21 protein-coding genes are annotated in these 26844 nt (G+C 72.7%); 8 read left to right on the forward strand and 13 right to left on the reverse strand.

Features of this window, described 5'->3' with window-relative positions; genetic code table 11:
* Window positions 1-54 precede the first annotated feature (54 nt).
* On the forward strand, window positions 55-1491 hold the full coding sequence (locus G3I77_RS26820) for a tetratricopeptide repeat protein (protein WP_248507871.1): 1437 nt from the start codon (window positions 55-57) through the stop codon (window positions 1489-1491).
* A 670-nt stretch (window positions 1492-2161) separates the two neighbouring features.
* Here G3I77_RS26820 and hppD read toward each other — a convergent pair.
* Entirely contained in the window at window positions 2162-3307 is a 1146-nt protein-coding gene (gene hppD, locus G3I77_RS26825; RefSeq protein ID WP_248507873.1) for a 4-hydroxyphenylpyruvate dioxygenase, read from the reverse strand.
* Between the two features lie 123 nt (window positions 3308-3430).
* Between hppD and G3I77_RS26830 the strand changes: the two genes are divergently transcribed.
* The 6 genes from G3I77_RS26830 (at window position 3431) to G3I77_RS26855 (ending at window position 8225) form a co-directional block, all read left to right on the forward strand.
* Window positions 3431-3901, forward strand: a complete 471-nt coding sequence (locus tag G3I77_RS26830; RefSeq protein ID WP_248507875.1) for an Lrp/AsnC family transcriptional regulator — start codon at window positions 3431-3433, stop codon at window positions 3899-3901.
* A 19-nt stretch (window positions 3902-3920) separates the two neighbouring features.
* Window positions 3921-4568 (forward strand): ABC transporter permease, encoded by a 648-nt coding sequence (locus G3I77_RS26835; RefSeq protein WP_248507876.1) that lies wholly within the window; start codon window positions 3921-3923, stop codon window positions 4566-4568.
* Window positions 4561-5820 (forward strand): betaine/proline/choline family ABC transporter ATP-binding protein, encoded by a 1260-nt coding sequence (locus tag G3I77_RS26840; protein ID WP_248507877.1) that lies wholly within the window; start codon window positions 4561-4563, stop codon window positions 5818-5820. The genes G3I77_RS26835 and G3I77_RS26840 overlap by 8 nt, the downstream gene beginning before the upstream one ends.
* Complete coding sequence (locus G3I77_RS26845; RefSeq protein WP_248507878.1) at window positions 5817-6617, forward strand: ABC transporter permease; 801 nt, start codon at window positions 5817-5819, stop codon at window positions 6615-6617. Before G3I77_RS26840 ends, G3I77_RS26845 begins: the two co-directional genes overlap by 4 nt.
* Entirely contained in the window at window positions 6614-7576 is a 963-nt protein-coding gene (locus G3I77_RS26850) for a glycine betaine ABC transporter substrate-binding protein (protein WP_248507879.1), read from the forward strand. Before G3I77_RS26845 ends, G3I77_RS26850 begins: the two co-directional genes overlap by 4 nt.
* Window positions 7577-7637: 61 nt before the next feature.
* Entirely contained in the window at window positions 7638-8225 is a 588-nt protein-coding gene (locus G3I77_RS26855) for an ArsR/SmtB family transcription factor (protein ID WP_374386908.1), read from the forward strand.
* 171 nt (window positions 8226-8396) lie between these two features.
* Here the strand turns inward: G3I77_RS26855 and G3I77_RS26860 are convergent, their stop codons facing one another.
* The 5 genes from G3I77_RS26860 to G3I77_RS26880 all read right to left on the reverse strand — a co-directional run bounded on the left by G3I77_RS26860 (window position 8397) and on the right by G3I77_RS26880 (window position 14688).
* Entirely contained in the window at window positions 8397-9188 is a 792-nt protein-coding gene (locus tag G3I77_RS26860; RefSeq protein ID WP_248507881.1) for a S16 family serine protease, read from the reverse strand.
* Window positions 9189-9277: 89 nt separating this feature from the next.
* A complete protein-coding gene (locus G3I77_RS26865) occupies window positions 9278-9919 on the reverse strand; it encodes an IclR family transcriptional regulator (RefSeq protein ID WP_248507882.1) in 642 nt (213 codons plus the stop codon).
* A 339-nt stretch (window positions 9920-10258) separates the two neighbouring features.
* Window positions 10259-12058: a DEAD/DEAH box helicase gene (locus tag G3I77_RS26870; RefSeq protein ID WP_248507884.1), complete on the reverse strand. Its 1800-nt coding sequence runs from the start codon at window positions 12056-12058 to the stop codon at window positions 10259-10261.
* Between the two features lie 256 nt (window positions 12059-12314).
* Window positions 12315-13991, reverse strand: a complete 1677-nt coding sequence (locus G3I77_RS26875; RefSeq protein WP_248507886.1) for an MFS transporter — start codon at window positions 13989-13991, stop codon at window positions 12315-12317.
* A gap of 208 nt (window positions 13992-14199) precedes the next feature.
* Window positions 14200-14688 (reverse strand): DUF6083 domain-containing protein, encoded by a 489-nt coding sequence (locus G3I77_RS26880; protein WP_248507888.1) that lies wholly within the window; start codon window positions 14686-14688, stop codon window positions 14200-14202.
* Between the two features lie 213 nt (window positions 14689-14901).
* On the opposite strand from G3I77_RS26880, the gene G3I77_RS26885 reads away from it, so the two are divergent.
* On the forward strand, window positions 14902-16122 hold the full coding sequence (locus G3I77_RS26885) for an LAETG motif-containing sortase-dependent surface protein (RefSeq protein WP_248507889.1): 1221 nt from the start codon (window positions 14902-14904) through the stop codon (window positions 16120-16122).
* Between the two features lie 11 nt (window positions 16123-16133).
* Here the strand turns inward: G3I77_RS26885 and G3I77_RS26890 are convergent, their stop codons facing one another.
* The 7 genes from G3I77_RS26890 to G3I77_RS26920 all read right to left on the reverse strand — a co-directional run bounded on the left by G3I77_RS26890 (window position 16134) and on the right by G3I77_RS26920 (window position 26662).
* Complete coding sequence (locus tag G3I77_RS26890; protein ID WP_248507891.1) at window positions 16134-17300, reverse strand: SUKH-4 family immunity protein; 1167 nt, start codon at window positions 17298-17300, stop codon at window positions 16134-16136.
* 297 nt (window positions 17301-17597) lie between these two features.
* Window positions 17598-19907 (reverse strand): molybdopterin cofactor-binding domain-containing protein, encoded by a 2310-nt coding sequence (locus G3I77_RS26895; protein ID WP_248507893.1) that lies wholly within the window; start codon window positions 19905-19907, stop codon window positions 17598-17600.
* A complete protein-coding gene (locus G3I77_RS26900; RefSeq protein ID WP_248507895.1) occupies window positions 19904-22195 on the reverse strand; it encodes a 2Fe-2S iron-sulfur cluster-binding protein in 2292 nt (763 codons plus the stop codon). The genes G3I77_RS26895 and G3I77_RS26900 overlap by 4 nt, the downstream gene beginning before the upstream one ends.
* Window positions 22192-23085, reverse strand: coding sequence for a xanthine dehydrogenase family protein subunit M (locus tag G3I77_RS26905; RefSeq protein ID WP_248507897.1), 894 nt, complete (start codon window positions 23083-23085; stop codon window positions 22192-22194). Before G3I77_RS26905 ends, G3I77_RS26900 begins: the two co-directional genes overlap by 4 nt.
* 259 nt (window positions 23086-23344) lie before the next feature.
* Window positions 23345-24967, reverse strand: a complete 1623-nt coding sequence (locus G3I77_RS26910; RefSeq protein WP_248507898.1) for a beta-N-acetylhexosaminidase — start codon at window positions 24965-24967, stop codon at window positions 23345-23347.
* 1 nt (window position 24968) lies between these two features.
* The gene (locus tag G3I77_RS26915) at window positions 24969-25814 is read right to left on the reverse strand and encodes a carbohydrate ABC transporter permease (protein ID WP_248507899.1); all 846 of its coding nucleotides are present in this window, start codon (window positions 25812-25814) and stop codon (window positions 24969-24971) included.
* Window positions 25811-26662 (reverse strand): carbohydrate ABC transporter permease, encoded by an 852-nt coding sequence (locus tag G3I77_RS26920; RefSeq protein ID WP_248507957.1) that lies wholly within the window; start codon window positions 26660-26662, stop codon window positions 25811-25813. The genes G3I77_RS26915 and G3I77_RS26920 overlap by 4 nt, the downstream gene beginning before the upstream one ends.
* Window positions 26663-26844: the final 182 nt, after the last annotated feature.

The raw sequence follows: 26844 nt of genomic DNA on the forward strand, positions 1-26844 counted from the left end.
CGGCAGCCTTCACCTGCCCGGGTGTGGTCGTCGTACTGACGCACAGTGAGCGCCATGGAGAACCAGCAGGAGGGTCCGGTGCGGCAGGAGAGCAGCTCGAAGCGCCGCGGGCGCGCCCGGCCGGTGCTGATCGCCTTGGTCGCGGGGTGTGCCGTGCTGGGCGGGGTGCTGGTGCTGCTGCCTCGGGAACGGCCCGCCGAGCCCGCTCCGCCGTCGCCGGGGGCGCTGGCCATGGCGGCGGTCGGCAGGGGGGTGCCGGCCGAGCTGCCCGGCCTGGCGGAGCTGATCGACGAGCGGGAGAAGGCCGTGCGGAAGCGGCCCGGGGACGCAACGTCCTGGGCGGTGCTCGGAACGGCCTATGCCGAGCGGGGGCGGCGCCTCGCCGACCCGGCGAACTACCCGAGGGCGGAGCGTGCGCTGCGGACGTCGCTGAAGGTGCGGCCGCAGCGCAACACCCGGGCCCTCGCGGGGCTGGCCGCGCTGGCGAACACCCGCCGGGACTTCCCCGCCGCGCGCCGGTGGGGCGAGGCGGCGCTGAAGCTGGAGCCGCGGCGGTGGACGACGTATCCGCCGCTCATCGACGCCTACACCGGCCTCGGCGAGCACAAGGCGGCCAAGCGGACACTGGACCGGCTGACCGAGCTGCGCTCCGGCCCGGCCGTGCTGGCGCGGGCCGCGGCCGTGTACCGGGACCGGGGCTGGCGGGAGGACGCGGCGGCAGCGCTGGCGGACGCGGCGGCGGGCGCGCGGGCGCCGGCCGAGCGAGCCGCCTACCTGGAGCGGGCCGGGCAACTGGCCTGGGAGCGCGGGGAACCCGAGGTCGCGCTGCGGCACTTCCGGGAGGCGGTCCGTCTCGACCCCGACCAGCGGGCCGCGCAGGCCGGGCAGGGCCGGGCCCTGGCGTCCCTGGGCCGGACGACGGAGGCCCTGAACGCCTACCGGGTGGCGCTCGCCAAGCAGCCGTGCCCGCAGTACGCCCTGGAGCTGGGCGAGTTGTACGAGTCGCTCGGTATGCCGGAGGCGGCCCGGGTGCAGTACGACCTGCTGCGGGAGCGGGTGCGGGGCGCTGCCGCGGGCGGGGCCGACGAGGAGGTGGTGCTGGGGCGGTTCGAGGCGGACCACGGCCATCCGGAGGCGGCGGTACGGCGGTTGCGGGCGGAGTGGAGGCGCCAGCCCGGCACGGAGGTCGCCGACGCGCTGGGGTGGGCGCTGTACCGGGCCGGGGAGCCCGCGGAGGCCTTGCGGTTCGCGCTGGCGGCGACGGACTCCGAGCGCGGGGGCGGGGTGCGCGACGCGGGGTACATGTACCACCGGGGCATGATCGAGCGGGAGCTGGAGCGCTACGGCGCGGCCCGTCGGCACCTCGCGGAGGCGCTGCGGATCAACCCGCACTTCTCTCCCCTGCACGCGCGCGCGGCGCGGGCGGCGGTCGAGGCGCTGGGAAAGCCGCCGGACGAAGGGGTGCCGGAGATGGACGACGGGGCGGGGTAGCCGGGCCCCGCCGGCGTGTGCCGCCGGTGGCCGCACGCGGTTGCGGCGACGTAGGGCCCCTGCTGGTCCTGGACGCGCCGACGGCCAGGGCGACGACGCCCCGAACGTCCACGGCCGGGCGGTGCCGAAGGAAGGGACGCCGCCAGGACGGTCGAGCGGGCTCGGCGGTGCCGAAGGAGGGACGCCGCCAGGACGGTCGAGCGGGCTCGGCGGTGCCGAAGGAGGGACGCCGCCAGGACGGTCGAGCGGGCTCGGCGGTGCCGAAGGAGGGACGCCGCCGGGCCGGTCGAGCGGCGCGGCATGCGGCACGCCCCACGAGCACCGGCAGGCAGCGGGCCGTCGGCGCGCCCCGCATGGGGCGCGACCGTGGCGAACCCGGCAGGGGTGGCACCGGGCCGGTCGAGCGGCTCGGCAAGCGGCACGCCCCACGAGCCCCGGCAGGCACGCGGGCCGCGCCGGCCTCCGCAGCGGCGCGGCGGAGCCGAACCGGCAGGAGAGTCACCGAGCCGGTCGCAGCACCGAGCCGGTCGCACCTTCGCGAGCGGCACGCCCGGCCGGTGCGGGCCGGTGTGCGGCGATGCCGGACTCGGCGGCGGGCGCGCCCGACGGGTGCGGGGCGGGCGGGTGCCCCGTGACACCCGCACACCCGCACGACCCGGGGCGCCGGCGGCTACAGGTTGCCGCGGCGGGCCTGCTCGCGCTCGATCGCCTCGAACAGGGCCTTGAAGTTGCCCTTGCCGAAGCCCATCGAGCCGTGGCGCTCGATGATCTCGAAGAAGACGGTCGGACGGTCCTGGACCGGCTTGGTGAAGATCTGCAGCAGGTAGCCGTCCTCGTCGCGGTCCGCGAGGATCTTCAGTTCGCGCAGGGTGTCGATCGGGACGCGGGTCTCGCCGACCCACTCCCCCAGCGTGTCGTAATACGAGTCGGGGGTGTTGAGGAATTCGACGCCGGCCGCCCGCATGGTGCGGACCGTCTGGACGATGTCGCCCGTGTTGAGCGCGATGTGCTGCACGCCCGCGCCGCCGTAGAACTCCAGGTACTCGTCGATCTGGGACTTCTTCTTGGCGATGGCCGGCTCGTTGATCGGGAACTTGACCTTGAGCGTGCCGTCGGCGACGACCTTCGACATCAGCGCGCTGTACTCGGTGGCGATGTCGTCGCCCACGAACTCCTTCATGTTCGTGAAGCCCATCACCTTGTTGTAGAAGGCGACCCACTCGTTCATGCGGCCGAGCTCGACGTTGCCGACGCAGTGGTCGATCGCCTGGAAGGTGCGCTGGGCGGGCGGCTCGACCATCGGCTTGGCCGCGACGAAGCCGGGCAGGTACGGGCCGTCGTAGCCGGAGCGCTCGACCAGGGTGTGGCGGGTCTCGCCGTAGGTGGCGATGGCGGCCAGGACGACCGTGCCGTGCTCGTCCTTGACCTCGTACGGCTCGGCGACCGAGCGGGCGCCGTGCTCCAGGGCGTAGGCATAGGCGGCCCGCGCGTCCGGGACCTCGATGGCGAGGTCGACGACGCCGTCGCCGTGCTCGGCCACGTGCCGCGCGAGGAAGTGGCCCCAGTCGGTGGTGGGCTTGATGACCGAGGTGAGGACGAAGCGGGCCGAGCCGTTCTCCAGGACGTACGCAGCGGTCTCGCGGTTGCCGTTCTCCGGTCCGGAGTAGGCGACCAGCTTCATGCCGAAGGCGGTGGAGTAATAGTGCGCCGCCTGCTTGGCGTTGCCCACGGCGAAGACGACCGCGTCCATTCCCTTGACCGGGAAGGGGTCGGCCTGCCGGGCGGTGTCGGGAGTGTGGTGTGTGGTCTGCGTCATAGCCGCAGGGTCTCCCCGCTCGGCAAGGTGCGCAATAGTTTGCGTTCTGACTGGGCAATCTGTTCAGCGATATGGCCGAAGCGACGGCCCTTCTGTACAGGATGACCATGCCGGGAGGCTGCTGTGGCGATCGATCATCTGGACGGCCGGATCATTCTGCTGCTCGCCCGGGAGCCGCGGATCGGGGTGCTGGAGATGTCCCGGCGGCTGGGGGTGGCCCGGGGCACCGCGCAGGCGCGGCTGGACCGGCTTCAGTCGAACGGAGTCATCCGCGGATTCGGTCCCGAGGTGGATCCGGCCGCGCTCGGCTACCCCGTCACGGCGTTCGCCACGCTGCAGATCCGGCAGGGGCAAGGGGCTGACGTACGGGCGCACTTGGCGACCGTGCCGGAGGTGCTGGAGCTGCACACGACCACCGGCACCGGGGACATGCTGTGCCGGCTCGTGGCCCGCTCCAACGCCGATCTCCAGCGTGTGATCGACCGGGTCGTCGGTTTTGATGGCATCGTCCGGGCCTCCACGGCGATCGTCATGGAGAACCCCGTTCCGCTGCGGATCATCCCGCTCGTGGAGCAGGCCGCGGAGGAGACCTGACGTGTAGGGGTGAGCGCGTGTGAACTTCTGGGAGTACCTGGTCAACCGGCACCAGCAGCTGCTCACGGACGCCTACCAGCACGCGAGCGCCGTCTTCCAGTGCATGGTCGTGGCGACCGTGCTCGGGGTGCTGATCGGCGTCGCCACCTACCGCAGTGAGTGGGCCGGGAACCTCGCGACCACGACCACCGCCACCATCCTGACCGTGCCGGCGCTCGCCCTGATCGGTCTGCTCATCCCCCTCGTGGGCCTCGGTGTGCCGCCCACGGTGATCGCGCTGACGCTGTACGGGCTGCTGCCGGTCGTGCGCAACGCGATCGTCGGGCTGCGCGGGGTCGACCCCACGTTGGTGGACGCGGCCACGGGCATCGGGATGTCCCGGCCGGCCCGGCTGCTGCGGGTCGAGCTGCCGCTGGCCTGGCCGCCGATCCTCACCGGGATCCGGGTCTCCACCCAGATGCTGATGGGCATCGCGGCCATCGCCGCCTACGCCTCCGGCCCCGGTCTCGGCAACGTCATCTTCCGCGGCCTCGCCTCCCTGGGCAGCTCCAACGCGCTCAACCAGGTCCTCGCGGGCACGCTCGGCATCATCGTCCTGGCGCTGCTGTTCGACGCCGCGTACGTCCTGATCGGACGGCTGACCATTCCCAGGGGGATCCGTGCCTGAGACCGGCGACCACGGCGCCTCCATCGAGTTGGAGAGCCTGACCAAGCGCTACCCCGGCAGTGCGCAGCCGGCCGTGGACAACGTGAGCATGGAGATCAAGCCGGGCGAGGTCGTCGTCTTCGTCGGCCCGTCGGGCTGCGGGAAGTCGACCACCCTCAAGATGATCAACCGGCTGATCGAGCCGACCGGCGGCCGCATCCGCATCGGCGGCGAGGACGTCACCGACATGGACCCGGTCAAGCTGCGCCGCAAGGTCGGCTACGCCATCCAGTCCGCCGGGCTCTTCCCGCACATGACGGTCGCGCAGAACATCGGGATCGTCCCGAAGATGATCGGCTGGCCGAAGGCACGGATCACCGAACGGACCGAGGAACTCCTCGACCTCGTCGGTCTCGACCCCGCGGAGTTCCGCGGCCGCTACCCGCGCCAGCTCTCCGGCGGGCAGCAGCAGCGCGTGGGCGTGGCCCGGGCGCTGGCCGCCGATCCCCCGGTGCTGCTGATGGACGAGCCGTTCGGGGCGGTGGACCCGATCACCCGGGACCACCTCCAGGACGAGCTGATCCGGCTCCAGCACGAGCTGCACAAGACGATCGTCTTCGTCACCCACGACTTCGACGAGGCGATCAAGATCGGCGACCGGATCGCCGTGCTGCGCGAGCGGTCGCACATCGCGCAGTTCGACTCCCCCGAGGCGATCCTGACCAACCCGGCCGACGACTTCGTGTCCGGGTTCGTCGGCGCCGGCGCGGCCCTGAAGCGGCTGAACCTGACCCGCGTACGGGACGTGGAGATCACCGACTATCCGACGGTCACGGTCGACGACCCGTTGCAGCAGATCTTCAACCGGCTGCGGGCCGGCGGCAGCAACGAGGTGCTGCTGCTCGACCGGCGCGGCCGCCCCTACAAGTGGCTGCGGCGCGGCGACCTGATGCGGGCGAGGGGCTCGCTGGCCCGTGCCGGGACCCTGGTGCACGACACGGTCACCCGGGACGCGACCCTGCGGGACGCGCTGGAGGCGGTGCTCACCGACAACGCCGGGCGGGTGGCGGTGACCGGGCGGCGCGGCGAGTACACGGGCGTCGTCGACATGGAGACCCTCATGAACTCCGTGCACGAGATGCTGGAGGCCGACCGGCTCGACGCGATGGAGCACCAGCACGAACTGGAGTCGCTGCGGGCCTCGCAGACACACGCGGAGCAGGAGGGGGCCTCAGGCCCGGCGGGCGTGAGCGGCCCGGGAGGGGAACGGTGACGGCCACGGAGGTCGAGGAGACCTCCGAGCCTCTCGACGAGGCGCCGCAGCCGGAGCGCCGGCCCGCCCGCCTCACCTGGCAGAAGCTGACGTTCCTGCCGGTCGCCCTGATCGCGGTGCTGCTCGGCACCTGGCTCTGGTTCGAGCAGGCCGACCTGGACGCGCTCACCCGTAACGCCCTGTCGGGCGGCCAGGTCACCAAGGCGCTGTGGCAGCACATCCAGCTGACGGTGATCTCCACGTTCTTCGTGCTGATCATCGCGATCCCGCTGGGCATCGTGCTGACCCGCGGGGCGATGAGCAGGGCCACCCCGGTGGCGATGGCGTTCGCCAACATGGGCCAGGCGACCCCGGCGATCGGTCTGCTGGCCCTTCTGGTGATCTGGCTGGGCATCGGCCGCAGGGCCGCCCTGATCGGCATCATCATCTACGCCATCCTGCCCGTGCTCGCCAACACGATCGCGGGCCTGAAGGCGAACGACCCGACCCTGCTGGAGGCGGCCCGCGGCATCGGCATGTCCCCGATGGGCGTCCTGACCCGGGTGGAACTCCCCCTCGCGGTCCCGCTGATCCTGGCGGGCGTGCGCACGGCCCTCGTCCTGAACGTCGGTACGGCGACCCTGGCGGTCTTCGGCGGGGGCGGCGGTCTCGGCGTGCTGATCACGACCGGCATCACCAACCAGCGGATGCCGGTGCTGGTGCTGGGGTCGATCCTCACGGTGGTGCTGGCGCTGCTGGTGGACTGGCTGGCGTCGATCGCCGAACTGATGCTGCGGCCGCGGGGGTTGCAGCCATGAGGCGGCGTGGGTGCCTGTCGGCGGCGGGCCTGCTGTTGGCGGCGGCCGGCTGCGGCCTGACCAGCGGCTCCCCCCTGACCGATGACGTGGAACCGGGCTCGATCGGGCGGGGTGAGCCGCTGAAGGGCGCGCATCTGACGGTGACGTCGAAGTCGTTCACCGAGCAGCTGATCCTCGGCGCGATCATGGGCATCGCGTTCGAGGCGGCCGGCGCGGACGTGATCGACCGCACCGGCATCCAGGGTTCCATCGGCAGCCGCGAGGCGGTCCGCAAGGGCGACGCGGACGCCGGGTACGAGTACACGGGCACGGCCTGGATCACGTACCTCGGGCACAGCGAACCGATCACCGATCCACAGCAGCAGTGGGAGGCGGTGAAGAAGGAGGACGCGAAGAACGGGCTGGTCTGGCTGCCGCCGTCGACACTCGACAACACGTACGCGCTGGCGATGAACCAGGAGAACGCGAAGAAGTACGGCACGAAGACCATGTCGGACGTGGCGAAGCTGGCGAAGTCCGACCCGGGGGCCGTGAAGCTGTGCGTGGAGGTCGAGTTCGCGAACCGGGCGGACGGGTTGCCGGGCATGCAGAAGGCCTACGGCATGAACGTGCCGGCGCGGAACATCACGCAGATGGACACCGGGATCATCTACACGCAGACCGCGAAGGGCAACTGCACGTACGGGGAGGTGTTCACCACCGACGGGCGCATCAAGTCCATGAACCTGGTGGTGATGGACGACGACAAGAAGTTCTTCCCCAACTACAACGCCGCGCCGATGATCAACGCGAAGTCCCTGAAGGAGTGGCCGGCGATCGCGGAGGTCCTGAACCCGGTGACGGCGAAGCTGAACAACTCCGTGGCACAGACGCTGAACGCGAAGGTGGATGTGGACGGGGAGGATCCGCACCAGGTGGCGCTGGACTGGCTGGTGGAGGAGGGGTTCGTCAAGGAGTGAGTTACAAAGGACCCGTTGCAAAGAATCTGTTGCAACGGAGGCTTTGCAACGCTACCTTTGCATCGTGAGCGAGAACGAGAAGACACCCGTACGGCAACTCGACGCCCGATCCCTGCGCGGACTCGCGCACCCCCTGCGGATGCAGTTGCTGGACGCCCTGCGTTTCGGCGGCCCGGCAACCGCCTCGCAATTGGCCGCGAAGCTGGGCGAGTCCAGCGGGGCCACCAGCTACCACCTGCGCCAACTCGCGGAGTACGGCTTCGTCGAGGACGCCCCCGAGCACGGCAAGGGACGCGAGCGGTGGTGGAAGGCGGCCTACCGCGGCCTGCGTTTCGACACCGACCTGCTCGACGACTCGGACCCGGCGGTACGCGGCGCTGCGGACATGTACCTCCACGAGGTCGCCACCACGCAGACCCGGGATCTGTCGACGTGGCTGGGCAACCGCGGCTCATGGCCCGAGGAGTGGCGCCACGTCGGAGACATGAGCAGCGCGACCCTGCGGCTGACGCCCGAACTGACGCAGGAGCTCGTCGAGAAGATGCACGCGCTGATCGACACCTACCGCGACCGTGCGGCCGCCGAGGACGCCCCCGGCGCCGAGCAGGTCCGCCTCCACACCCACGCCTTCCCGATCAGGACGGACTGAGATGCACCCCGACATCCACCTCACCCTGCACCACGCCCGCGCCACCGAACTCCGGGCCGAGACCGAACCCCGTCCGGCACCCCGGAACGACCTCCGTGCGCGCCTCGGCTGGACCCTCGTAGAGGTCGGTTTAAGGCTCGCCACCCGGCCGGGGACGGCAGCCCCCGCCCACTAACAACTGGGCACCGACCCCTTGCCCGTCTCCAGGGCCACCAGGGAACTCACCGTGCTCTTCAGCGTGGTCACCGGAATCAGCCGCAGCCCCTTCGGCAGCTCGGCCCGCGCGTCCCCGCACTCCGCCTTCGGCACCAGGAACACCGTCGCACCGTCCCGCTTCGCGGCCTGCGTCTTGAGGGAGACGCCCCCGACCGCACCGACCCTGCCGGCCGCGTCGATCGTGCCCGTACCGGCGATGACCCGGCCGCCCGTGAGGTCCCCGCCGGTGCCGTCGCCGTCGAGCTTGTCGATGATCCCGAGGGAGAAGAGCAGCCCCGCACTGGGCCCGCCCACGTCCGCGAGCTTCAGGCTGACCTCGACGTCCTTGTCGTCGAGGCCGAGGTACCCCAGCGCGGCCTGCGTCGCCGCGTCCTGGGACTGCTTCATCTGCTTCTCGTTGTGCCGCTCGATCTCCTTGACGCTGTCCCCGCTCGGGTAGACGGAGTCGCGCGGCATGACCGCCTGGTCCGTGCGGAACCAGCTGTCGATGACGTCGGGGAGCGAGACGCGGGTGTCCGGGGAGGTCGCCTCGATCGTGGTCATCCGCAGCTGCCCCCGGGTGTCCCGGACCGGCGCACCGGAGATGGTGATCACCTGCGTGCCCTTGTTCTCGCCCAGCACGTTCGCCGTCAGCCCCGGCTGCGCCACCGAGAACGGCAGCGGCGCGAACACCGCCGTCGCGAGCAGGGCCACGACGGGCAGGGCGCAGACGGCGATGGCCTGGGGGCGCGTGAGGCGAGAGAACACGGGATCAATCTAACGCGGGAGGGGGATACGGCCGGGACCAGGGCGTCCGGGGCCCTGCCCGGGCACTCGGCGTGCGCCGGCGCCGGCTGTCAGCGCAGCGCCTCCGCGACCTCCCGGGCCGCTTCGACGACCCGCGGCCCCACCCGTTCCGGCACCGCCTCCGCCAGCATCACCACACCCACGCTGCCCTCGACGCCCGTGACGCCCAGCAGCGGCGCAGCCGCCCCGCAGGCGCCCGCCTCCAGCTCCCCGTGCGTGAGCATGTAGCCGGGGTCGGCCATCGGGTGCTGCCGGGCCGCGAGGATCGCCTTGCCGGCGGCGCCCCGGTCCAGCGGGTGCCGGAATCCGGCGCGGTAGGCGACGTGATAGTCCGTCCAGGTCGGCTCCACCACGGCCACGGCGAGCGCGTCCGCCCCGTCGACCAGGGTCAGATGCGCCGTCGCGCCGATGTCCTCGGCCAGTGACCGCAGCGCCGGCATCGCCGCCTCCCGTACCAGCGGATGGACCTGCCGTCCCAGGCGCAGCACTCCGAGCCCGACCCGGGCACGTCCGCCGAGGTCACGGCGTATGAGGGCGTGCTGCTCCAGCGTGGCGAGCAACCGGTACACGACGGTCCGGTTCACTCCCAGCCGGAGGGAGAGTTCGGTCACGGTCAGCCCGTGGTCCGTGTCGGCGAGCAGCTTGAGGACACGCAGTCCTCGGTCGAGCGTCTGAGAGGTCTCCGCGGTCACGACGCCCACTCCTTAGTGGTGAGGTCGGCGGCCCCTCGGTCGGCGGATGCGTCACCGAGTCCCGTCGGCAACGCGCTTCAGAGGCCGCCGATCGGCCGGCGGCCCGGCCTGTCCGGACCGCGTCGCTTCACGGCTGCGCTCCGCGGCGGCGCTGCCACGGGGCGTGTGCGTAGCGGGACACTAGCGAAGCAGGTTCGCTGAGCGGAAGGCTCCGTCCAGAATCCGGGCACAGGTGGCTCCGTTTGCCCGGGTACGTGCAACACGGGACTCGCTCCGCACCAAGAGCACACACGACACCCACACATCCGGAACCCGTCCGGGCAGGGCCGACGAAGGGTGTCACTTCATCCGGGTCGCCCACTCCTGCACCTTGGCGATCCGCTGCCGCAGCTGCCCGGCCGTCGCCTCCGCCGCCGGAGGCCCCCCGCACACGCGCCGCAGCTCCGTGTGGATCACCCCGTGCGGCTTGCCGCTCTGGTGGACGTACGCGCCGACCATCGTGTTGAGCTGCCGCCGCAGCTCCATCATCTCCTTGTGGGAGACCACCGGCCGCCGCTCTGCGGGCACTTCGAGCAGGTCGGCTTCCTCGTCCGGCTTCTTGCGGCTGTGCGCGATCTGCCGGGCCTGCCGCTTCTGCAGCAGCAGTTGCACCTGGTCGGGCTCCAGCAGCCCGGGGATGCCGAGGTAGTCCTGCTCCTCCTCACTCCCCGGGTGGGCCTGCATGCCGAACTCGGCGCCGTTGTACATGACCCGGTCGAAGACGGCCTCGGACTCCAGCGCCTCGAAGGAGAACTGCTCCTGCTCACCGGTGTCCTCGTCCTGCTCCCGGTTCGCCTCGTCCATCTCCTTCTCGGACTCGGCGTACGGGTCCTCCTCGCCCTCCTTCTTGGGCTTGTCGAGGACGTGGTCGCGCTCGCGCTCCATCTCGTTGGCGAAGGAGAGCAGGTCGGGCACGGTCGGCAGGAACACCGACGCGGTCTCGCCGCGCCGCCGGGACCGCACGAAACGCCCGACGGCCTGGGCGAAGAAGAGCGGGGTGGAGATGGTGGTGGCGTACACCCCGACCGCGAGCCGCGGCACGTCGACGCCCTCGGACACCATCCGCACCGCGACCATCCACCGGTCGGTGCTCGCACTGAAGTCGTCGATGTTCTTCGAGGCGCCGGTGTCGTCGGAGAGCACGACCGTGGCCTTGCTGCCGGTGATCTCGCGGATCAGCTTGGCGTACGCACGCGCGGAGTCCTGGTCCGCGGCGATGACGAGCGCACCCGCGTCCGGAATGGCCTTCCGCACCTCGGTCAGCCGCTGGTCGGCGGCACGCAGCACGGCGGGCATCCACTCGCCGCGCGGGTCGAGGGCGGTCCGCCAGGCCTGGCTGATGGCGTCCTTGGTCATGGGCTCGCCGAGCCGGGCGGCGATCTCGTCACCGGCTTTGGTGCGCCAGCGCATGTTGCCGCTGTAGGAGAGGAAGATGACGGGCCGGACGACGTTGTCGGCGAGGGCGTTGCCGTAGCCGTAGGTGTAGTCGGCGGCGGACCGCCGGATCCCGTCGTTGCCCTCCTCGTACGTCACGAAGGGGATGGGGTTGGTGTCCGACCGGAAGGGCGTACCGGTCAGGGCGAGCCGCCGGGTCGCGGGCTCGAAGGCCTCCAGGCAGGCCTCGCCCCAGGACTTGCTGTCACCGGCGTGGTGGATCTCGTCGAGGATGACGAGCGTCTTGCGCTGCTCCACCCGGTTGCGGTGCAGCATGGGCCGGACGCCCACACCGGCGTACGTCACGGCGACCCCGTGGTACTCCCGGCCGAGCGGCCCGGCGCTGTACTCCGGGTCGAGCTTGATGCCTATCCGGGCCGCGGCCTCGGCCCACTGCTTCTTCAGGTGCTCGGTCGGGGCCACCACGGTCACCTGCTGCACGACATGGTGGTGCAGCAGCCAGGAGGCCAGCGTCAGCGCGAAGGTCGTCTTGCCGGCGCCGGGGGTGGCGACCGCCAGGAAGTCCCGCGGCTGCTCCTGGATGTACTTGTCCATCGCGCCCTGCTGCCAGGCGCGCAGCTTGCTGGCGGTACCCCAGGGGGCGCGGCCGGGGAACGCCGGGGACAGGTGGTGCGAGGCAGAGCTGGTGCCGGCGGTGGTAGTCACGGTCTCCGTTGGGGGTCGGGCGGCTCGTGCGAAGGAGCCTGACGGCTCGGCTACGTATGACAACCGGGCCACCCTACCGGCGCCCGAACCCCGCCAACGCGCGGACCGGGCCGGGTCACCTGCGGGTGGGACCGACGTCACAGCCCCCTCAGCCGCATGGCGATCCTCCCGACCTCCCCCTCGGCCCCGGAGGCGACGTCGACGACCAGCACATAGGCCGTGTCCTGGTCCGCCCCGGCCAGGTCGACGGCCGCCTCTACGGCCGTCGCTCCCGCAGCCGTGTCGACACCCAGGCCCCGGCCAGCGCCACCGCCGCCATCGGCAGGAACACCGCGGTGAAGGCGGCCGGGTGGGAGCCGGAGGTGTGGGTGGCCGAGTGGGTCACGGTGCCGCCGCCCAGCGCGGCGAAGGCGGCGCCGCCCGCGGACAGCAGGACGACGTTGGAGAGGCCGTCGGAGATCTGGAGGGCGGCGGAGTTGGTGCCGGCCTCCTCGGGGGCGGAGAGCTTGAGGAGGAGGACGCTCGTGGAGGAGATCACGAGCCCCATTCCGAAGCAGCCGAAGGCCCAGGCGACGGCCACGGTCCAGACGGGCACGGAGTCGACCAGCACGCTCGGTGCCGTGGCGATGGCCGCCGCCACCAGCATCATCCCGACCGTGGTCAGCCGCTCCCGGTACGGCTCCACCCGCGACCGCGACTGCACCCACGAGCCCAGCGCCCACGTCCCCCCGCCCGCGGCGAGCGATAACCCGGCCAGCGTCGGACTGAGCCCGCGCTGCGTGACCAGCATCAGCGGCACGAACGACTCGGCGGCGATGAAGGATCCGGCGGCGACGCCGCGCAGCAACACGACGGACGGCAGCCCGCGGGCGGCCCGGTACGTGCCGCGCGGGAGCAGCCCGAGCACGGCCGGCACGAGCAGGGCCACGCCCACGGCACCGGGCAGGAGCGAGAGCGGGCGCAGGTCTTGGGCGGCGTACTGGAGCAGCCCGGCGCCCAGGGAGATGGCCAGGGCGAGCCGAATGCGCCGGCGGTCGAAGGAGGCGGGCGGGTTGTCGGGCGGGGCGGGCTGGTCGGTTGTCCGCACGCGGGCTGCCGTGACGGACCGGTCGTTGGTCCGCGCGGCGTCCGACGTGACGGGCCGGTCGGTTGTCTGTGCCGGGGCCGTTGCCCGCGCCGGGTCCGAGGTGACAGGTCGGTCCGCGAGGGCGGTCCGTTCCGCGGGGACGGGCAGGTCCGCCTGGGCGGGGCTCTCCGCCGCGGCGGACTTCGCGGCGGTCTGCCCCGCCGGTCCGGACGCCCGACGCCGTATCTGCGGCAGGGCGAGCGCGAGCGGGAAGACGACGAGCAGGGGTATCCCGACGAACACCCATCGCCACCCCAGCTGTTCGGTCACCGTGCCGGCGGCGAGCGGGCCGACGATCGACGGCAGCACCCAACTCGCGGCGAACGCGGCCATGATGGCCGGCCGCAGCCGCTCCGGATAGGCCCGCCCGACGACGACGTACAGCGCGACGATCACCAGCCCGCCGCCGAACCCCTGCACGGCCCGGCCCAGGATGAACACCCACATCGTCCCGGCGGTCCCGGACAGCAGCAGCCCGGCGCCGAAGGAGGCGATGCCCGTCGTCAACGGCCCGAGAGGGCCGTGCCGGTCCGACCACTGCCCGGAGAGCACCATCCCGAACAGGCTGGTCGTGAAGTACCCGGAGAACGCGAACGCGTACAGCGACACCCCGTCCAGCTCCCGGGCCGCGACGGGCATCGCCGTCCCCACGGCGGTCGCCTCGAAGGCGATGAGCAGCACGACGGAGACGATCCCGACACTCAACGCCCTGTATGCCGCCCCCAGCACACCCGTCTCGCTCTCGGCGAGCGAGGGCAGGTCAGGAGCCTCCACGACATCGGCATCACGCGGCTTCGGGACGGTCATGCCCGCCAGCGTAAGGTCCACGCCCCCCTTTGACCCCTGTCCCGAGACGGTCCCCGCCTGAGACCTTGGTCGTACGCCTCCCGTTTTCGGCCACCCCTTCATGAACGGCGTACGGCAGTCGCGTTGCAGCCCCCGCGATGCCCTTGAGCCCCACCCCCACACCACCCCGGCCTACGGTCGATGCACCGAGTTCAGCCCCGCTCCACTGTCAGCCGGCATCCGGAAGTGCTGCCGGGTCCGTGTCCTCGTCGGCCTTTCGTCGCGCCCTGCGCGCGTTCACCGCGCGGGCGGCGTCCAGCCATCGCCAGAGGCCGGCCTCCTCCAGGCTCAGGCCGGGGCAGGTGATGCGGTGCGGGACGCGGCACACGGCGCCGGGCGCGGGCTCGTCCTCGCGGCTGTTCCACGCCGTCCCGTTGGAGTCGACGTACCAGCGGTGCCAGACGGGCACTCTGTGTGCGGGTACCGGCATGCCCGGTTCGAGGAGGACGTGCAGGCCGTAATAGGTGACACGCCGATCACCGGCCAGCCCGCAGTGGGGGCAGAGCGGCGGAGCGGGCGGCTCGGGCCCGGTGGCGCCTTCCATCACGGCCTGGGCCCGGTCGGTCCTCTCCCACGGCTGTGGCGCGTCCGGTGGCCGCTGCCGGTGTCCGTCGGGGTCGGGTAACGGGATGATGCTCGACTCGTCTGTGTCCCCCATGGCCCGAGCATGTGCGCGGGTCCGGGAGGGGGGAAGGGCGCGTTCAGGGCGCAACGGGGCAATCCGCCAGGGGTGTCCGGGCTGGCCGGTTCCCCGCTGGGGTAAGTCGCGCACAACCCCGAGCGGCACTCAGGTGTCCAGGACATGACCGGTAGCCGACGCTCCGGTCGTCGTGCCCCGGGCCGACGAGGAATTCCGACGAGGAGAAGAACCGTGCACCTCCGCCCCTCGGCAGCCGTCCTGGCCGCTGCCGTGATCGCCGTCGCCGGTCCCGCTGCCGCCGCGCCCCTGGCTCAGGCCGAGGAGGGCGGGCCCGAGCTGGTCGTGTCGGCCCTGCCGTCCGCGGCTCCCAAGCCGGGTGAGGTGTACGACAAGTCCGTCACCCTCACCAACCAGGGCACGGCCGCCGTGGACGGGGTCACCTTCCGGGTGCGTCTGACGCGCGGGCTGGACTTCCCCGAGCAGGTGAAGGGCTGCACCTACTCGACCGTCAAGGACCAGGTCAGGCAGGCCCTCTGCGAGCTCGACACGGTCATCGAGCCCGGCGCCTCCGTCACCACGCCCGTCCGGTTCAAGGCGCTGGACCACGCCCTGATGGAGGCCGTCGAGTACGGCACGAGCGCGAGCGGTGAGGCGCCAGGCGAGGGGTTCGACGACAGTTACCGGCGGCTCACCCTGACCGCCGACAACACCGCCGACCTCGTCGCGGTCGGTGAGGACACCGAGGCGCTGGCGGGCGGCGAGCAGTCGGTGACGGCGACTCTGCGCAACGACGGCCCCGGCTGGGTGCAGAACCAGGAGAGCGACGACCTCCCCGGGCTGCTGGTGCAGATCCCGCCGGGCACCGTCGCCGTCGGTGTGCCCAAGGACTGCGCGCCGTTCGGGATCGACGGGCCGAGCGGGCCGCAGGGGACCACGGGCAAGCCCAAGTACGTGTGCTGGCCGCAGGACGGGACCCTCGACGCCGGCCAGTCCCTGGCCTACACGTTCACGCTGAAGATCAAGAAGTCCGCGCAGGACACCGAGGGCGAGGTCAAGGCGTCGTCCGTCTACGACATCGCCCCGAAGTACGACACGAACCGCGCCAACAACACCGCCGTGATCAGCATCGACCTGCCGAGCGACTACGAGCCGGAGCCGAGCCCCTCGGACGGCGCGGACGGTGGCTCCGGCAACGGCGGGAACGGCAACGCCCCGGAGGGCCAGGCCGCCGGCGGCACGGGCTCCACCGCCTCCCCCTCGGCCACGGCCTCGACCGGCACCTCGACCGGTGGCTCCACCGGCTCCACGACCGGCAGCACCACCGGCGGCAACCTCGCCTCCACCGGCTCCGACGGCACCCCGCTCCTCGCCGGTGCAGCGGCTGCCGCGGCGGTGATCGGTGGCGGCCTGGTGTTCGCCGTACGCCGCCGCAGCGCCGCCAAGTCCGCCTGACGGCAGCCCCGTCAGAGCACCCCGCCCGCCTCGTCCTGGAACGCGTCCGTCCAGTAGTGACGGACCGTTCCGCCCGCGGTCACGCCCGTCGGGTCCACCGTCGACAGGACCTGGAGCATCGTCATGGCCAGCTGGTCGTAGGTGTCGGTCGTCAGCTCGTGGGACGACTGGGCGTCTATCGCGCGCTCGCGGTGCAGGAGCCAGAGGGTGAAGGCGAGGGTCGACACGTCCGTGTTGAGCGGGTACAGCGTCGCCTCGGGTTCGCTCCAGTTCAGGACCGCGCCCGTAGCGCCGTCGACGACCAGGCTGTTGTCCTCGACCAGGTGGCCGAGGCGGAGCAGTCGGTGGGCCCCGGCGGGAAGGTCCGCCGGGGCGCCGGTGTCGGCGTAGTACTCGGCGAGCGTCGCCAAGGGGACGTCCGTGTCCAGGGAGAAGACGTTAGCGTCCTCCGGCAGACCCACCTCGCGCAGGAAGCGGCGGGTCGGTTCGTGCGTGAGGGTCGCGGGGAAGTCGACGTCCTCGAAGCGCGCCACCTTGCCGGGGCCGAACTCCTGGTCCAGGAGGCGGTGCGGGAGGTCCAGGGAGAGGCCGGACGCGCCGCCCCGGCCCGCCACCAGGGACAGGGGGCGGATCAGTGCCGCCATCTTCCAGAACGGGGCCGGTTCGCCGTCCGCGCCGTCGCGGAACACCGCCAGCAGGTGCTGGGACGCCTCCGCCACCGCCTTGGGGCCGTAGCGGCCGGCGTAGGAGGCGAACTGGCCGCGCAGGCCCGCCAGTTCGTCCGTGGCCTCCGCGAAGCGGACCAGCGTCCGCAGGGAGGGGGCCAGGGGGCGGCGGTCCATCAGGTCGGGGCGGTCGTACAGGACGTACGTCGTCGAGATCTCGCCCGTCGCGCCGTCCAGCAGGACCGACTCCGCCTCCAGGCCTCCGGGGCCCAGCAGTCCGCCTATCACCAGCTGCTCGCGCAGCTCCGCCGAGAGGCGGTCGTCCGGGTCGCCCGTCGAGTCGGCGACCGTGCGCAGGCCCTCGCGGCGCAGCTCCGCGAAGCTCAGCACACCGCTGTCGCAGGGCAGCCCGGGGCCGGTCAGCCAGTGCCGCGTGGACGTGTGCGTCACCCACGGGTCCAGCTCGGACTCGGTCAGGGTGATCACCGCGGAAACGGCGTCGGTCGTACTCATGGGCTCCCCCGCATGTGCTTGCTCACCGTCCCCTGGCGGAGCACGGCAGACCGCCCGGCCCAGCCCGGCAGCCGTTCCCCACTGCCCAGAACAGTACGCCCCACCACTGACAGCGCCCCGGAACTGCGACGCGCGCCCGGCGACCACGCCGCGTCACCTCACAAGACGCTCAGAGCACCCTCGCGCGTTCCCTTTTCGCAGAAATCGCTTTCACTCTCTGGCGCGGTGTCAGTTTCACGAGGATGGAGTGGAGTCCGATGCGCGGGGCCCGGGCGGGCCCCGCGGGAGGCACCGGCCTCAGGCCCGTTCCGTGACCACCGCGGCCTGCGGGCGGATCGGGAGCCGGTTCACGGGGCGGCCCGTCGCGGCCCGGACGGCGGACGCGATGGCCGCCGGGGACGTCACCACCGGCACCGCGCTGACGGCCTTGGCCCCGAAGGGGGCGACCACGTCCCGTTCCTCGACCAGCCGGACGATGCGGATGTCGGGCGCGTCGAGGGCGGTCGGGAGGGCGTAACCGGTCAGGTCGGGGTGGCGGACGATGCCGCGCGGCGTGCGGAGGTTCTCCGTGAGGGCGATGCCCAGGCCCTGGGTCACACCCGCCTCGATCCGGGCGGTGAGCTGGGCCGGGTTCAGGACGCGGCCCACGTCCTGGGCGACGGCCAGTTCCACGACCCGTACGGAACCGAGCTCGATGTCCACGTCCACCACCGCGCGGATCGCGCAGAAGGCCATGCCCACGAAGGCGTCGCCCTGGCCGGTCTCGTTCAGCGGCTCGGTCGGGTGCGGGCGGCACTGGGCGGTGGCCCACAGTTCCTTGCCGTCCAGCGCCTCGGTGACGGTCGTGGAGAGGACTCCGTCGTACGACGTGATCTTTCCGTCGGTGATCTGGAGCAGCTCCGTCGACATGCCGAACTTGTGGGCGAGCGGCTGGAGGAGCTGCGTGCGGACCATCTTCGCCGCGCGCTCCACCGCCCCGCCCGACACCCAGGTGTGGCGGCCGCGGCAGCCCGCGCCCGCCGGGGGCTGGTCGGTGTCGACCGGCGCGACGTGCACCTCGTCGACGCCGAGCGTCTCCTGAACGATCTGCCGGGCCAGGGTCGTGAAGCCCTGACCGGTCTCGACGGCCGCGCACAGGACCGTCGCGACGCCGTCGTGGACCTTCACGGTCGCCGTGGAGACCTCGTCCGCGCCCTCGGCGCCGAGCATGTGCACCATGCCCACGCCGTAGCCCACGCCCCGGCGCACCGCGCCCGGTTCGCCCGCGCCCTCGGGCCCGCCGGGCAGCAGCCACTCGTCCTCGGGCGTGTCCTTGGGCAGCGGCGGCAGCGGGAAGTCCCGTACGGCCTGGAGGAGTTCGGCGACGGGGGCCGGGCAGGTCACGGTCTGGCCGGTCGGCAGCACGTCACCGGTCGCCAGGGCGTTGCGCAGGCGCACTTCCGCCGGGTCGATGCCGAGCTTCTTCGCGATCTTGTCCATCTGCGCCTCGTAGGCGGCGCAGACCTGCATGGCGCCCTCGCCGCGTACGTGGCCGGACGGGGGGTTGTTGGTGCGTACGGCCCAGCCCTCGATGAAGGCGTTCGGGACGACGTACGGGCCGCAGGCGAAGGCGACGGCGGCGGCCAGGGCCTCGGCGGAGGTGTCGGCGTAGGCGCCCGCGTCGAGCAGGATCTGCGCCTCGACCTTGACGAGTCTGCCCTCGGCGTCGGCGTGGTGGCGGTAGCGCAGCAGGGTGGGGTGCCGGTGGACGTGGCCGAGGAAGGACTCCTCGCGCGTGGCGGTGAGCTTCACCGGGCAGCCGGTGCGCAGCGCCAGCAGGCCGAGCGGGAGCTGGAAGCTCTGGTCCTCGCGGTCGGCGGTGGCCCCGGGGACGCCGGTCACGACGATCTTGACGCGCTCGGGTTCCAGGTCGAAGGCGGCGGCGGCCGCGTCGCGGTCGGCGTGCGGGTCGGTGGAGGCGAGGTACAGCTCCACCCCGCCGTCCGGGCGCGGCACGGCCAGGCCCGCCTCGGCGCCGATGGGCGCGGGGTCCTGGCGGCCGATGCGGTACAGGCCCTCGACGACGATCTCGCCGGCCGCCTCGGGGTCGCCGTGGCGCAGCGGGATGTGCCGGATCAGGTTGCCGTCGGGGTGCAGCGGCTCGGCCTCGAAGGCCTGCTCCGGGTCGGTCACCGGGTCGAGCACCTCGTACTCGACGATGACGGCGGCCGCCGCCATGCGCGCGGTGTCCGGGTGGTCGGCGGCGACGGCCGCGATGGGCTCGCCGTGGTGGCGCACGACCTCGGAGGCGAAGACCGGGCGGTCGGCCGTGGCGCGGCCGTGCAACGGCCTGCCGGGGATGTCCTCGTGGGTGACGACGGCGCGGACGCCGGGCATCTCACGCGCGTGGGAGGTGTCGATGGACACGATGCGCGCGTGCGGGTGCGGTGAGCGCAGCACGGCCGCCCACAGCAGGCCCTCGGCCCACAGGTCGGCGGCGTACGGGAAGGTGCCCTCCGTCTTGGCGCGGGCGTCGGCGGGCGGGAGCGAGGCGCCGATGCCGTGCGGAAGCGGTTCGGGGGCGGGGGCGGCCTCCGCGGCCTGAGCGGTGGCTGCTTCGTTGCTCACGCGGGGCCTCCGTCCCGGCCGTAGGGCTGCTCATGCGGTTCTGGGGAGTGCGGTTCCGGGGTGTGCGGTTCCGGGGGCGCTCCGAAGGCCGACGCGTTCACGCCACCGGCGCCGGGGCCCGCCTGGTGCGGGATGCGGGCCTCGTCGGTGTCGCCGTCGGCGGGCCCGGAGTGGGCCTCGCGTTCGGCGACGACCTCCTTGACGGCGTCCACCACGCCCCGGTAGCCGGAGCAGCGGCACAGGTTGCCGCACAGCGCCTGGCGGGTCTCCAGCTCCGTGGGCGCCGGGTTGCCCTCCAGGAGGTCGTGCACGGTCATCGCCATGCCCGGGACGCAGAAGCCGCACTGGACGGCGCCGCAGCGCGCGAGCGCCCGCTGCACGTCCGACGGCTGCCCGTCCCCGGCCAGGCCCTCGACGGTACGGACCTCGCTGCCGGCGGCGGTCACGGCCGGGACCAGGCAGGACGCCACGAGCCGCCCGTCGACCTGGACGTTGCACGCGCCGCACTCGCCCTGCGAGCAGCCGTCCTTGGCGCCGGCGAGTCCGAGCCGCTCACGCAGCACGTACAGCAGGGACTCGCCGATCCACGCGTCGGTGACGGGGCGGTCGGTGCTGTTGACGCGCAGGACGTAGGAGGCGAGGGGGTGTTCCTCATGGGGGGCGGCGGGGGGTACGTCGTGGGGGGCGGCGACGGCCAGGGCGTCCGGGCTGCCGACCGGGTCGGTCGCGGCGGTGTCCGGGTCCTCGCCCGGGGACGGGTCGTCCTCGGTCTCGCCGTCGGCGGTCTCCGGGCCGGTGTCGGCGTCGGCGTCCGCGAGGAGCCCGGAAGCGGCCTCGGTGGGGCTGTCAGCGGCCTCTGGGGCCCCTGGAAAGTCCTCGGAGGGCTCACCGGGTCCGGGAGCGTCCTGTGAGGCGTCCTGGGCGTCCTGCGGGAGCGCGGCGGCCTCCGGGTGCGCCTCGGGCACGGGCTCCCCGGGGTACTCGCCGGGGGCCTCGGGGTACGGCTGCCCGGACGCGTGAGCGGGCATCGGGTGACCGGCGGTGCCGGACGCCTCCGGCCCGTGCCCGGCGTAGTCGGAGTGTTCCGGCTCGTGCTCGGGGAAGTCGGACTGCTCCGGCCCGTGCCCGGCGTAGTCGGAGTGTTCCGGCTCGTGCCCGGCGAAGTCGGAGTGTTCCGGCCCGTGGTCGGCGAAGCCGGACTGCTCCGGCCCGTGGTCGGTGAAACGGGACGACTCCGCCCCGTGACCGGCCGCCCCGGGCTCCCCCGGCGCGTACGCGGCGCTCCCCGGCGGCTCGGGCGCGTGAGCGTCGCCCGGCGCCTCCGGGCCGTGGCCGGCGCTGCCCGGCGGCTCCGGCGCATGGCCGAACTCCCCGGGGGGGTGCGCGTGGCCGGTGTCCTCGTGGGCCCCCCGCGCGTGCGCGTCCTGCGGGTGTCCGGGTCCGCCCTCCGGGTCCGTCTCCTGCGGCAGCGGCCCGGCGGCCTGCTGCTCCGGCGCGTATCCGGCGGCCGGTCCCGCGTCGCCCTGCCCCTGCCCGTGCTCGTGGGGGTAGCCCGGCCGGGCCTCCTCCTGCGCCGCCGGGTCCTGCGGGTCCTGCCCCCACGGCCGGCCCGCGGCCTGCGTCGCCCAGGGCGCGGGCGCGCCGCCCGGCAGCGTGGCCGGCGGGGTGCCGCCCCACTGCTCGACCAGCGAGGACGTGGTGAACTCGCCCGATTCGTCCGGAAGGTCACCGCCGGCGACGGGGATGGACCACTGCCCGGTCACGTCATGGCCGGGCGCGCCCTCGGCCGCTGCCGCGGTCTCCTCGAAGTTCCACTGCCCGGTCGCCCCCGGGTTGTACGTGAACCGGTCGTCCCCGCCGTGCTGCGGCGCCGTCGCGTCGGAGCCGTAGGGCGTCCCGGGGTCGTACGGCGTGTCGGTGCCGCCGTACGGCTGTTCGGGCACGTCGTGGCCCTGCTGCTGGTGCACGCCGTGCTCGTGACCGTGCGACTGGTGCCCGGCGTTCGGGTCGTGCCACTGCGCCCCGTCGACCGGCGCACCCGGCACCGGCCACGCGCCGGTGGCCGCCGGGTCGGTTCCGGCCGTCGTCGCGGGGTTGACCGTTATCTGCGGCGGTACGTAGCCGTGGCCGGGCGCGGCCAGGGGGCTGTCGGCGGCCAGCAGGGCGTCGACGCCTCCCTCGGGGAGTTCGACGAAGGCCGTGGCGCCGTCGTCGTACTCGCCGTGGGGCAGCGGGTCCCAGCGGCTGCCGCCCCGGGGCGTGCCCTCTCCGTGCTGGTCGTCGGTCACGACAGCGCCCTCCCCAGTGCTCGTCGGGCCAGCGCGGCGACGGTGCGCCGCAGGTGCAGTACGGCGGGCGGAAGCTGCGCGACCGAGCCGTCCTCGGCCGGCGCCGCGTCGGGGATGCAGGCCGCGGCGACGTACTCCCCGAAGGCGTTCAGGGCCTCCGGGACGAGCGCGCGGTTGTTGTCCCAGTCGATGAGGCTGCCGACCCACTGCTCGGCCTCCAGAGGCCGCAGCGGCATCGGCGCTATGGCGCCCACCGCGCAGCGCACACCCCGGCGCGCGGGGTCCAGGACCAGGGCCACGGACGCCACCGCGCGCCCCGGGCCGGTCCGGCCGGTCGCCTTCAGGAAGACCTGCGGGGCGTGCAGCAGCGGCACGCGCACGTAGCCGATCAGTTCGCCGGCGCGCAGCATGTCCATCCCGGCCAGCAGGTGCGACACGGGGAGCTCCCGGCGGGCTCCGCCCGGGCCCGCGATGATCAGTGTCGCCTCCAGGGCGGCCAGCACCGGCAGCGCGTCCCCGGTGGGGGCGGCCGAGGCGATGTTGCCGCCCAGGGTGCCCGCGTTGCGGATGTGCGGCGGGCCCGCGGCGCGCGCTGCGGCGGCGAGCGCCGGGATCAGGGCCGCGAAGTCGGGGCGGCCCATGCGCGCGTGCGTGAGGCCCGCGCCGAGCAGCGCGTGACCGTCCAGGTACTGCCAGCCGCGGATCTCGCTGATCCGGCCGAGTCCCACCAGCGCGGCGGGCCTGAGCTGCCCGGAGTTGACGGCGGCCATCAGGTCGGTGCCGCCCGCGACGGGCACGGCGGCGGGCACGGCGGTGAGCGCCGTGACGGCCTCGTCCAGCGTCGTGGGCAGCGTGACGGCCTGCGCCGCCTGCGGTGCGTGCGTGGTCAAACCGGCTGCCCCTTCCCGCTGCCCCACCTGGTCCCACCTGTGCTGCCGTACGGTACGTGCTGACAGGGCGGACGTGGCAACTCTGGCACATCTTGGCGAGAGCCGAAGACACGGGTCCGCTAGGAGGCATTCGCCCACCTCACCGGCGAGATAGTCCGTTTTCGCACAGCTTCAGAAATGCATGCCGATTGGCACTTTCGGTGACCCTTGTGCGCTTTTTCCGTGGCCTGTTCGAGCTGTTCGGTGGCGACGGCCGGCGCTACCGGCGGGGCGGCGGACCCTCCTCAGGGCGGCCCAGCACCCCGGGGCGCCGCTGCCAGGGCAGCGGGCCCGCGGGTGGCCGGTAGGCGACGCCCAGCGCGTCGAGCCGCCGGTAGTGGGCCGTCATCCTGCGCTCGAAGCCGGCGAAGTCCCGTTCCGCCGGGGCGGGCAGGGCGCTCCAGGCGACCTCCGAGAAGGCCGCGAGGCGGGGGAAGGCCTGGTAGTCCACGCGCGCCTGGTCCTCCATCACCTCGGTCCACAGGTTGGCCTGCGTGCCCAGCACGTGCCGGGCCTCCTCGGGCGTCAACTCCGGCGGCACGGGTTCGAACCGGTAGACGTCCTCCAGGGTGCGCACCCACCCGATCGGTACCGGCTCCTCGGGGCCCGGGTCCTGACGGTGGTCCAGGTACACCTGCTGTTCGGGGCACATGACCACGTCGTGGCCGGCCCGGGCGGCGGCGATGCCTCCCGCGTAACCGCGCCACGAGGAGACGGCGGCGCCCTCGGCCAGGCCGCCCTCCAGGATCTCGTCCCAGCCGATCAGCCGGCGGCCGCGCTCGGCGAGCCAGGTGTCGAAGTGCCCGATGAACCAGGACTGGAGCTCGTCCTCGTCCGCGAGCCCGAGTTCCCTGATGCGCGCCTGCGCCGTCGCCGACCGCCGCCACTGGTCCTTGGGGCATTCGTCGCCGCCGATGTGCACGAACTCCGAGGGGAACAGCTCGAGTACTTCCTCGAAGACGCCCTCGTAGAAGCGCAGGGTGTTGTCAGTGGGGGCGAGTACGTTCGGGTTGATTCCCCAGGTGTCCCAGACGGAGAGGGCGGTCGTGTCGATGACATCGGTGTTGCCGAGTTCCGGGTACGCGGCGATGGCGGCCTGCGAGTGGCCCGGTACGTCGATTTCGGGGACGACGGTGATATGCCGCTCGGCGGCGTAGGCGACGATCTCCCGGATGTCGTCCTGGGTGTAGTGGCCGCCGTGCGGCTTGTCCTCCCACAGCGGCGAGGCCCGGTGGCCGGTTTTCGTACGGGCGCGCCAGGAGCCGATCCCGGTCAGCCGCGGATGCCGCTTGATCTCGATGCGCCAGCCCTGGTCGTCCGTCAGATGGAAGTGGAAGACGTTGAGTTTGTGCGCCGCCATCAGATCGAGGTAACGCAGCACGCCTTCCTTGGGCATGAAGTGCCGGGCGACGTCGAGCATCAGGCCGCGCCAGCGGAATCGAGGGGCGTCCTCGATCGTGAGGTAGGGCACGGCCCAGACACGGTCGCCGCCGAGCGGGGCCCTGCGGTACGCGTCGGGGCCGAGAAGCTGCCGCAGGGTCTGGGCGCCCCAGAAGACACCGGCCGCGCTGCCGCTCTCGATGAGGACGCCGAAGCCGTCGCTGACGAGGCGGTACTCCTCGGGGCCGAGGCCGGGGTCGAGTTGCAGCCCGATGCCGCCCTCGGCGTCGTCGAGCTCCCGCCCCTCGCTCAGCGGCAGGCCGGTGGCCTGCCGCAGGGCGGCGCTCAGCCAGTGGCCGACGCCTTCCGTTCCGGTGTCGGCGTAGAGCTCGGAGTGGCGCGTCAGCCGCACCTCGCCGGAACCGGCGACGGCCCTGCGGGGCGCCGGAATCAGTTCGGTCACGTCAGTCCTTCACCGCGCCGCCCAGTCCGGAGACCAGGCGCCGCTGTACGAGTACGAAGAAGACCAGGACCGGGATCGTCATGACCGTGGAGGCGGCCATGACGCCGCCCCAGTCCGGGTCGTCGGGCTTGTAGAAGACGAGCAGGGCCATCGGCAGCGTCGACTGCGACGTGTCACTGATGATGAACGACTTGGCGAACAGGAAGTCGTTCCAGGCGGAGATGAACGAGAACACGCTGGTGGCCACGAGACCCGGCAGGACGAGCGGGAAAAGGATCTGCCAGAGGAATCGCGCCCGGGTCGCCCCGTCGATGTACGCGGCCTCCTCCAGCGCCTCCGGAACGGCTTTCACGAACCCCCGCAGCATCCAGATCGCGAAGGGCAGTGAGAAGGCGATGTGGGGCAGGATCAGCGAGCCCAGCGTGTTCAGCTGACCGGCGTCCCGCATGAGGAAGAACAGGGGGATCGTGAGGGCTTCCACGGGCACCGTCTGGGCCACCAGAAACATGATCAGAAGGGTGGTCCGGAGGCGGAAGCGGAATCGCGTGACCGCAGTTGCGGCGAGAAACGCGATCAGCCCGGAGGCGATCACGACACAGCCCGCGACGAGAAGGCTGTTGAGGAAGTAGCGGCCGAATTCCTGCTGCCCGAAGACGCGCCGGAAGGAATCCAGGGAGGGCGCGAGCGTCCACGGCCTGGGCTCGCTCGACTCGATCTCCCCGGCCGGCTTGAAGGCGCCGAGCACCATCCAGTAGAGGGGGAAGGCGACGACGACCGCGATCAGCAGGGCGGAGGCCTCGGCGGCCAGCCGGCCCGGGCGGCGCACACGGGCGCGTACGGGGTTCACCGTTCCTCCCCCTGCCTGCGCAGCAGCCGCAGGTACACCAGCGTGACGGCGAGCAGGATCAGCAGCATCACGACGCCGATCGCGGAGCCGAGGCCGTACTGCGAGGACGCGAAGGCCTGCTGGTAGGCGTAGACGTTCAGGACGAGGTTCTGGCCGGCGATGCCGCCGCCGTTCGTCATGACGTAGATCTGCGTGAAGACCTTGAAGTCCCAGATGACCGACTGGATGGTGACGACGACCAGGATCGGCCGGAGCATCGGGGCGAGTACGGAGCGCCAGATGCGCCACTGCGAGGCGCCGTCGAGGGAGGCGGCCTCCAGTACTTCGCCGGGAACGGCGCGGATACCGGCGTACACGGTCACCATCACGAACGGGAAGGAGCACCAGACCACTTCGAGCAGGACGAGGAAGAAGGCGCTGAGACGCCCGTACGTCCATGAGTGGTCGCCGAGTCCCAGCATCCGGTTGACCGGGCCGAAGTCCGGGTCGAAGAGGAACAGCCACACCGTGGAGCCGGTCACCGCCGGGGTCGCCCACGCGCCGAGCGCGGCCAGCATCAGCGCGAGCCGCGGTACGGCCCTGACGCGCGTGAGGAGCACGGCGAGGGCGCAGCCGACCGCGAGCGTGGAGACGACACAGGCCGCCGCGAACAGCACGGTGGCGAGCAGCACGTGCCAGAACTGCGGGTCCCCGAACAGCCCGGCGTAGTTCCCGAACCCCTCGAAGGTGGCCGGCTCCCCACCGCTCACCTGCGCCTGCGTGTACTGGAAGAACGAGATCAGGCCGAGTTGATAGATCGGGTAGACGAGCAGCCCGCCGAGCACGACGAGCGCGGGCGCGAGATACAGCCAGGGCGTCCAGCCGCCCGCCGCGCGCGGGGCCCTGCCGGGCCCGGCCCGGCGCGGACCCGGACGGCCGCTCCGCGTCGCGTAGGGGTCCTTGACCGGGGGGTGGCCCGGCGAACGTCCGCCCTGCCCCGCGCGGGCCCCGGCGCCGCCCGTCCGCGAGGCCCCGGCCGGGGCCGCCCGGG

Origin of the sequence: Streptomyces sp. D2-8 (assembly GCF_023184515.1) — a bacterium.
In the GTDB taxonomy this organism is placed as follows: Bacteria; Actinomycetota; Actinomycetes; order Streptomycetales; family Streptomycetaceae; genus Streptomyces.

What these genes read in the sequence shown, in the direction of transcription:
- G3I77_RS26820 (WP_248507871.1), top strand. Translation starts at nt 55, where the DNA reads ATGGAGAACCAGCAGGAGGGTCCGGTGCGGCAGGAGAGCAGCTCGAAG.
- hppD (WP_248507873.1), bottom strand. Translation starts at nt 3,307, where the DNA reads ATGACGCAGACCACACACCACACTCCCGACACCGCCCGGCAGGCCGAC.
- G3I77_RS26850 (WP_248507879.1), top strand. Translation starts at nt 6,614, where the DNA reads ATGAGGCGGCGTGGGTGCCTGTCGGCGGCGGGCCTGCTGTTGGCGGCG.
- G3I77_RS26875 (WP_248507886.1), bottom strand. Translation starts at nt 13,991, where the DNA reads ATGACCGTCCCGAAGCCGCGTGATGCCGATGTCGTGGAGGCTCCTGAC.
- G3I77_RS26880 (WP_248507888.1), bottom strand. Translation starts at nt 14,688, where the DNA reads ATGGGGGACACAGACGAGTCGAGCATCATCCCGTTACCCGACCCCGAC.
- G3I77_RS26890 (WP_248507891.1), bottom strand. Translation starts at nt 17,300, where the DNA reads ATGAGTACGACCGACGCCGTTTCCGCGGTGATCACCCTGACCGAGTCC.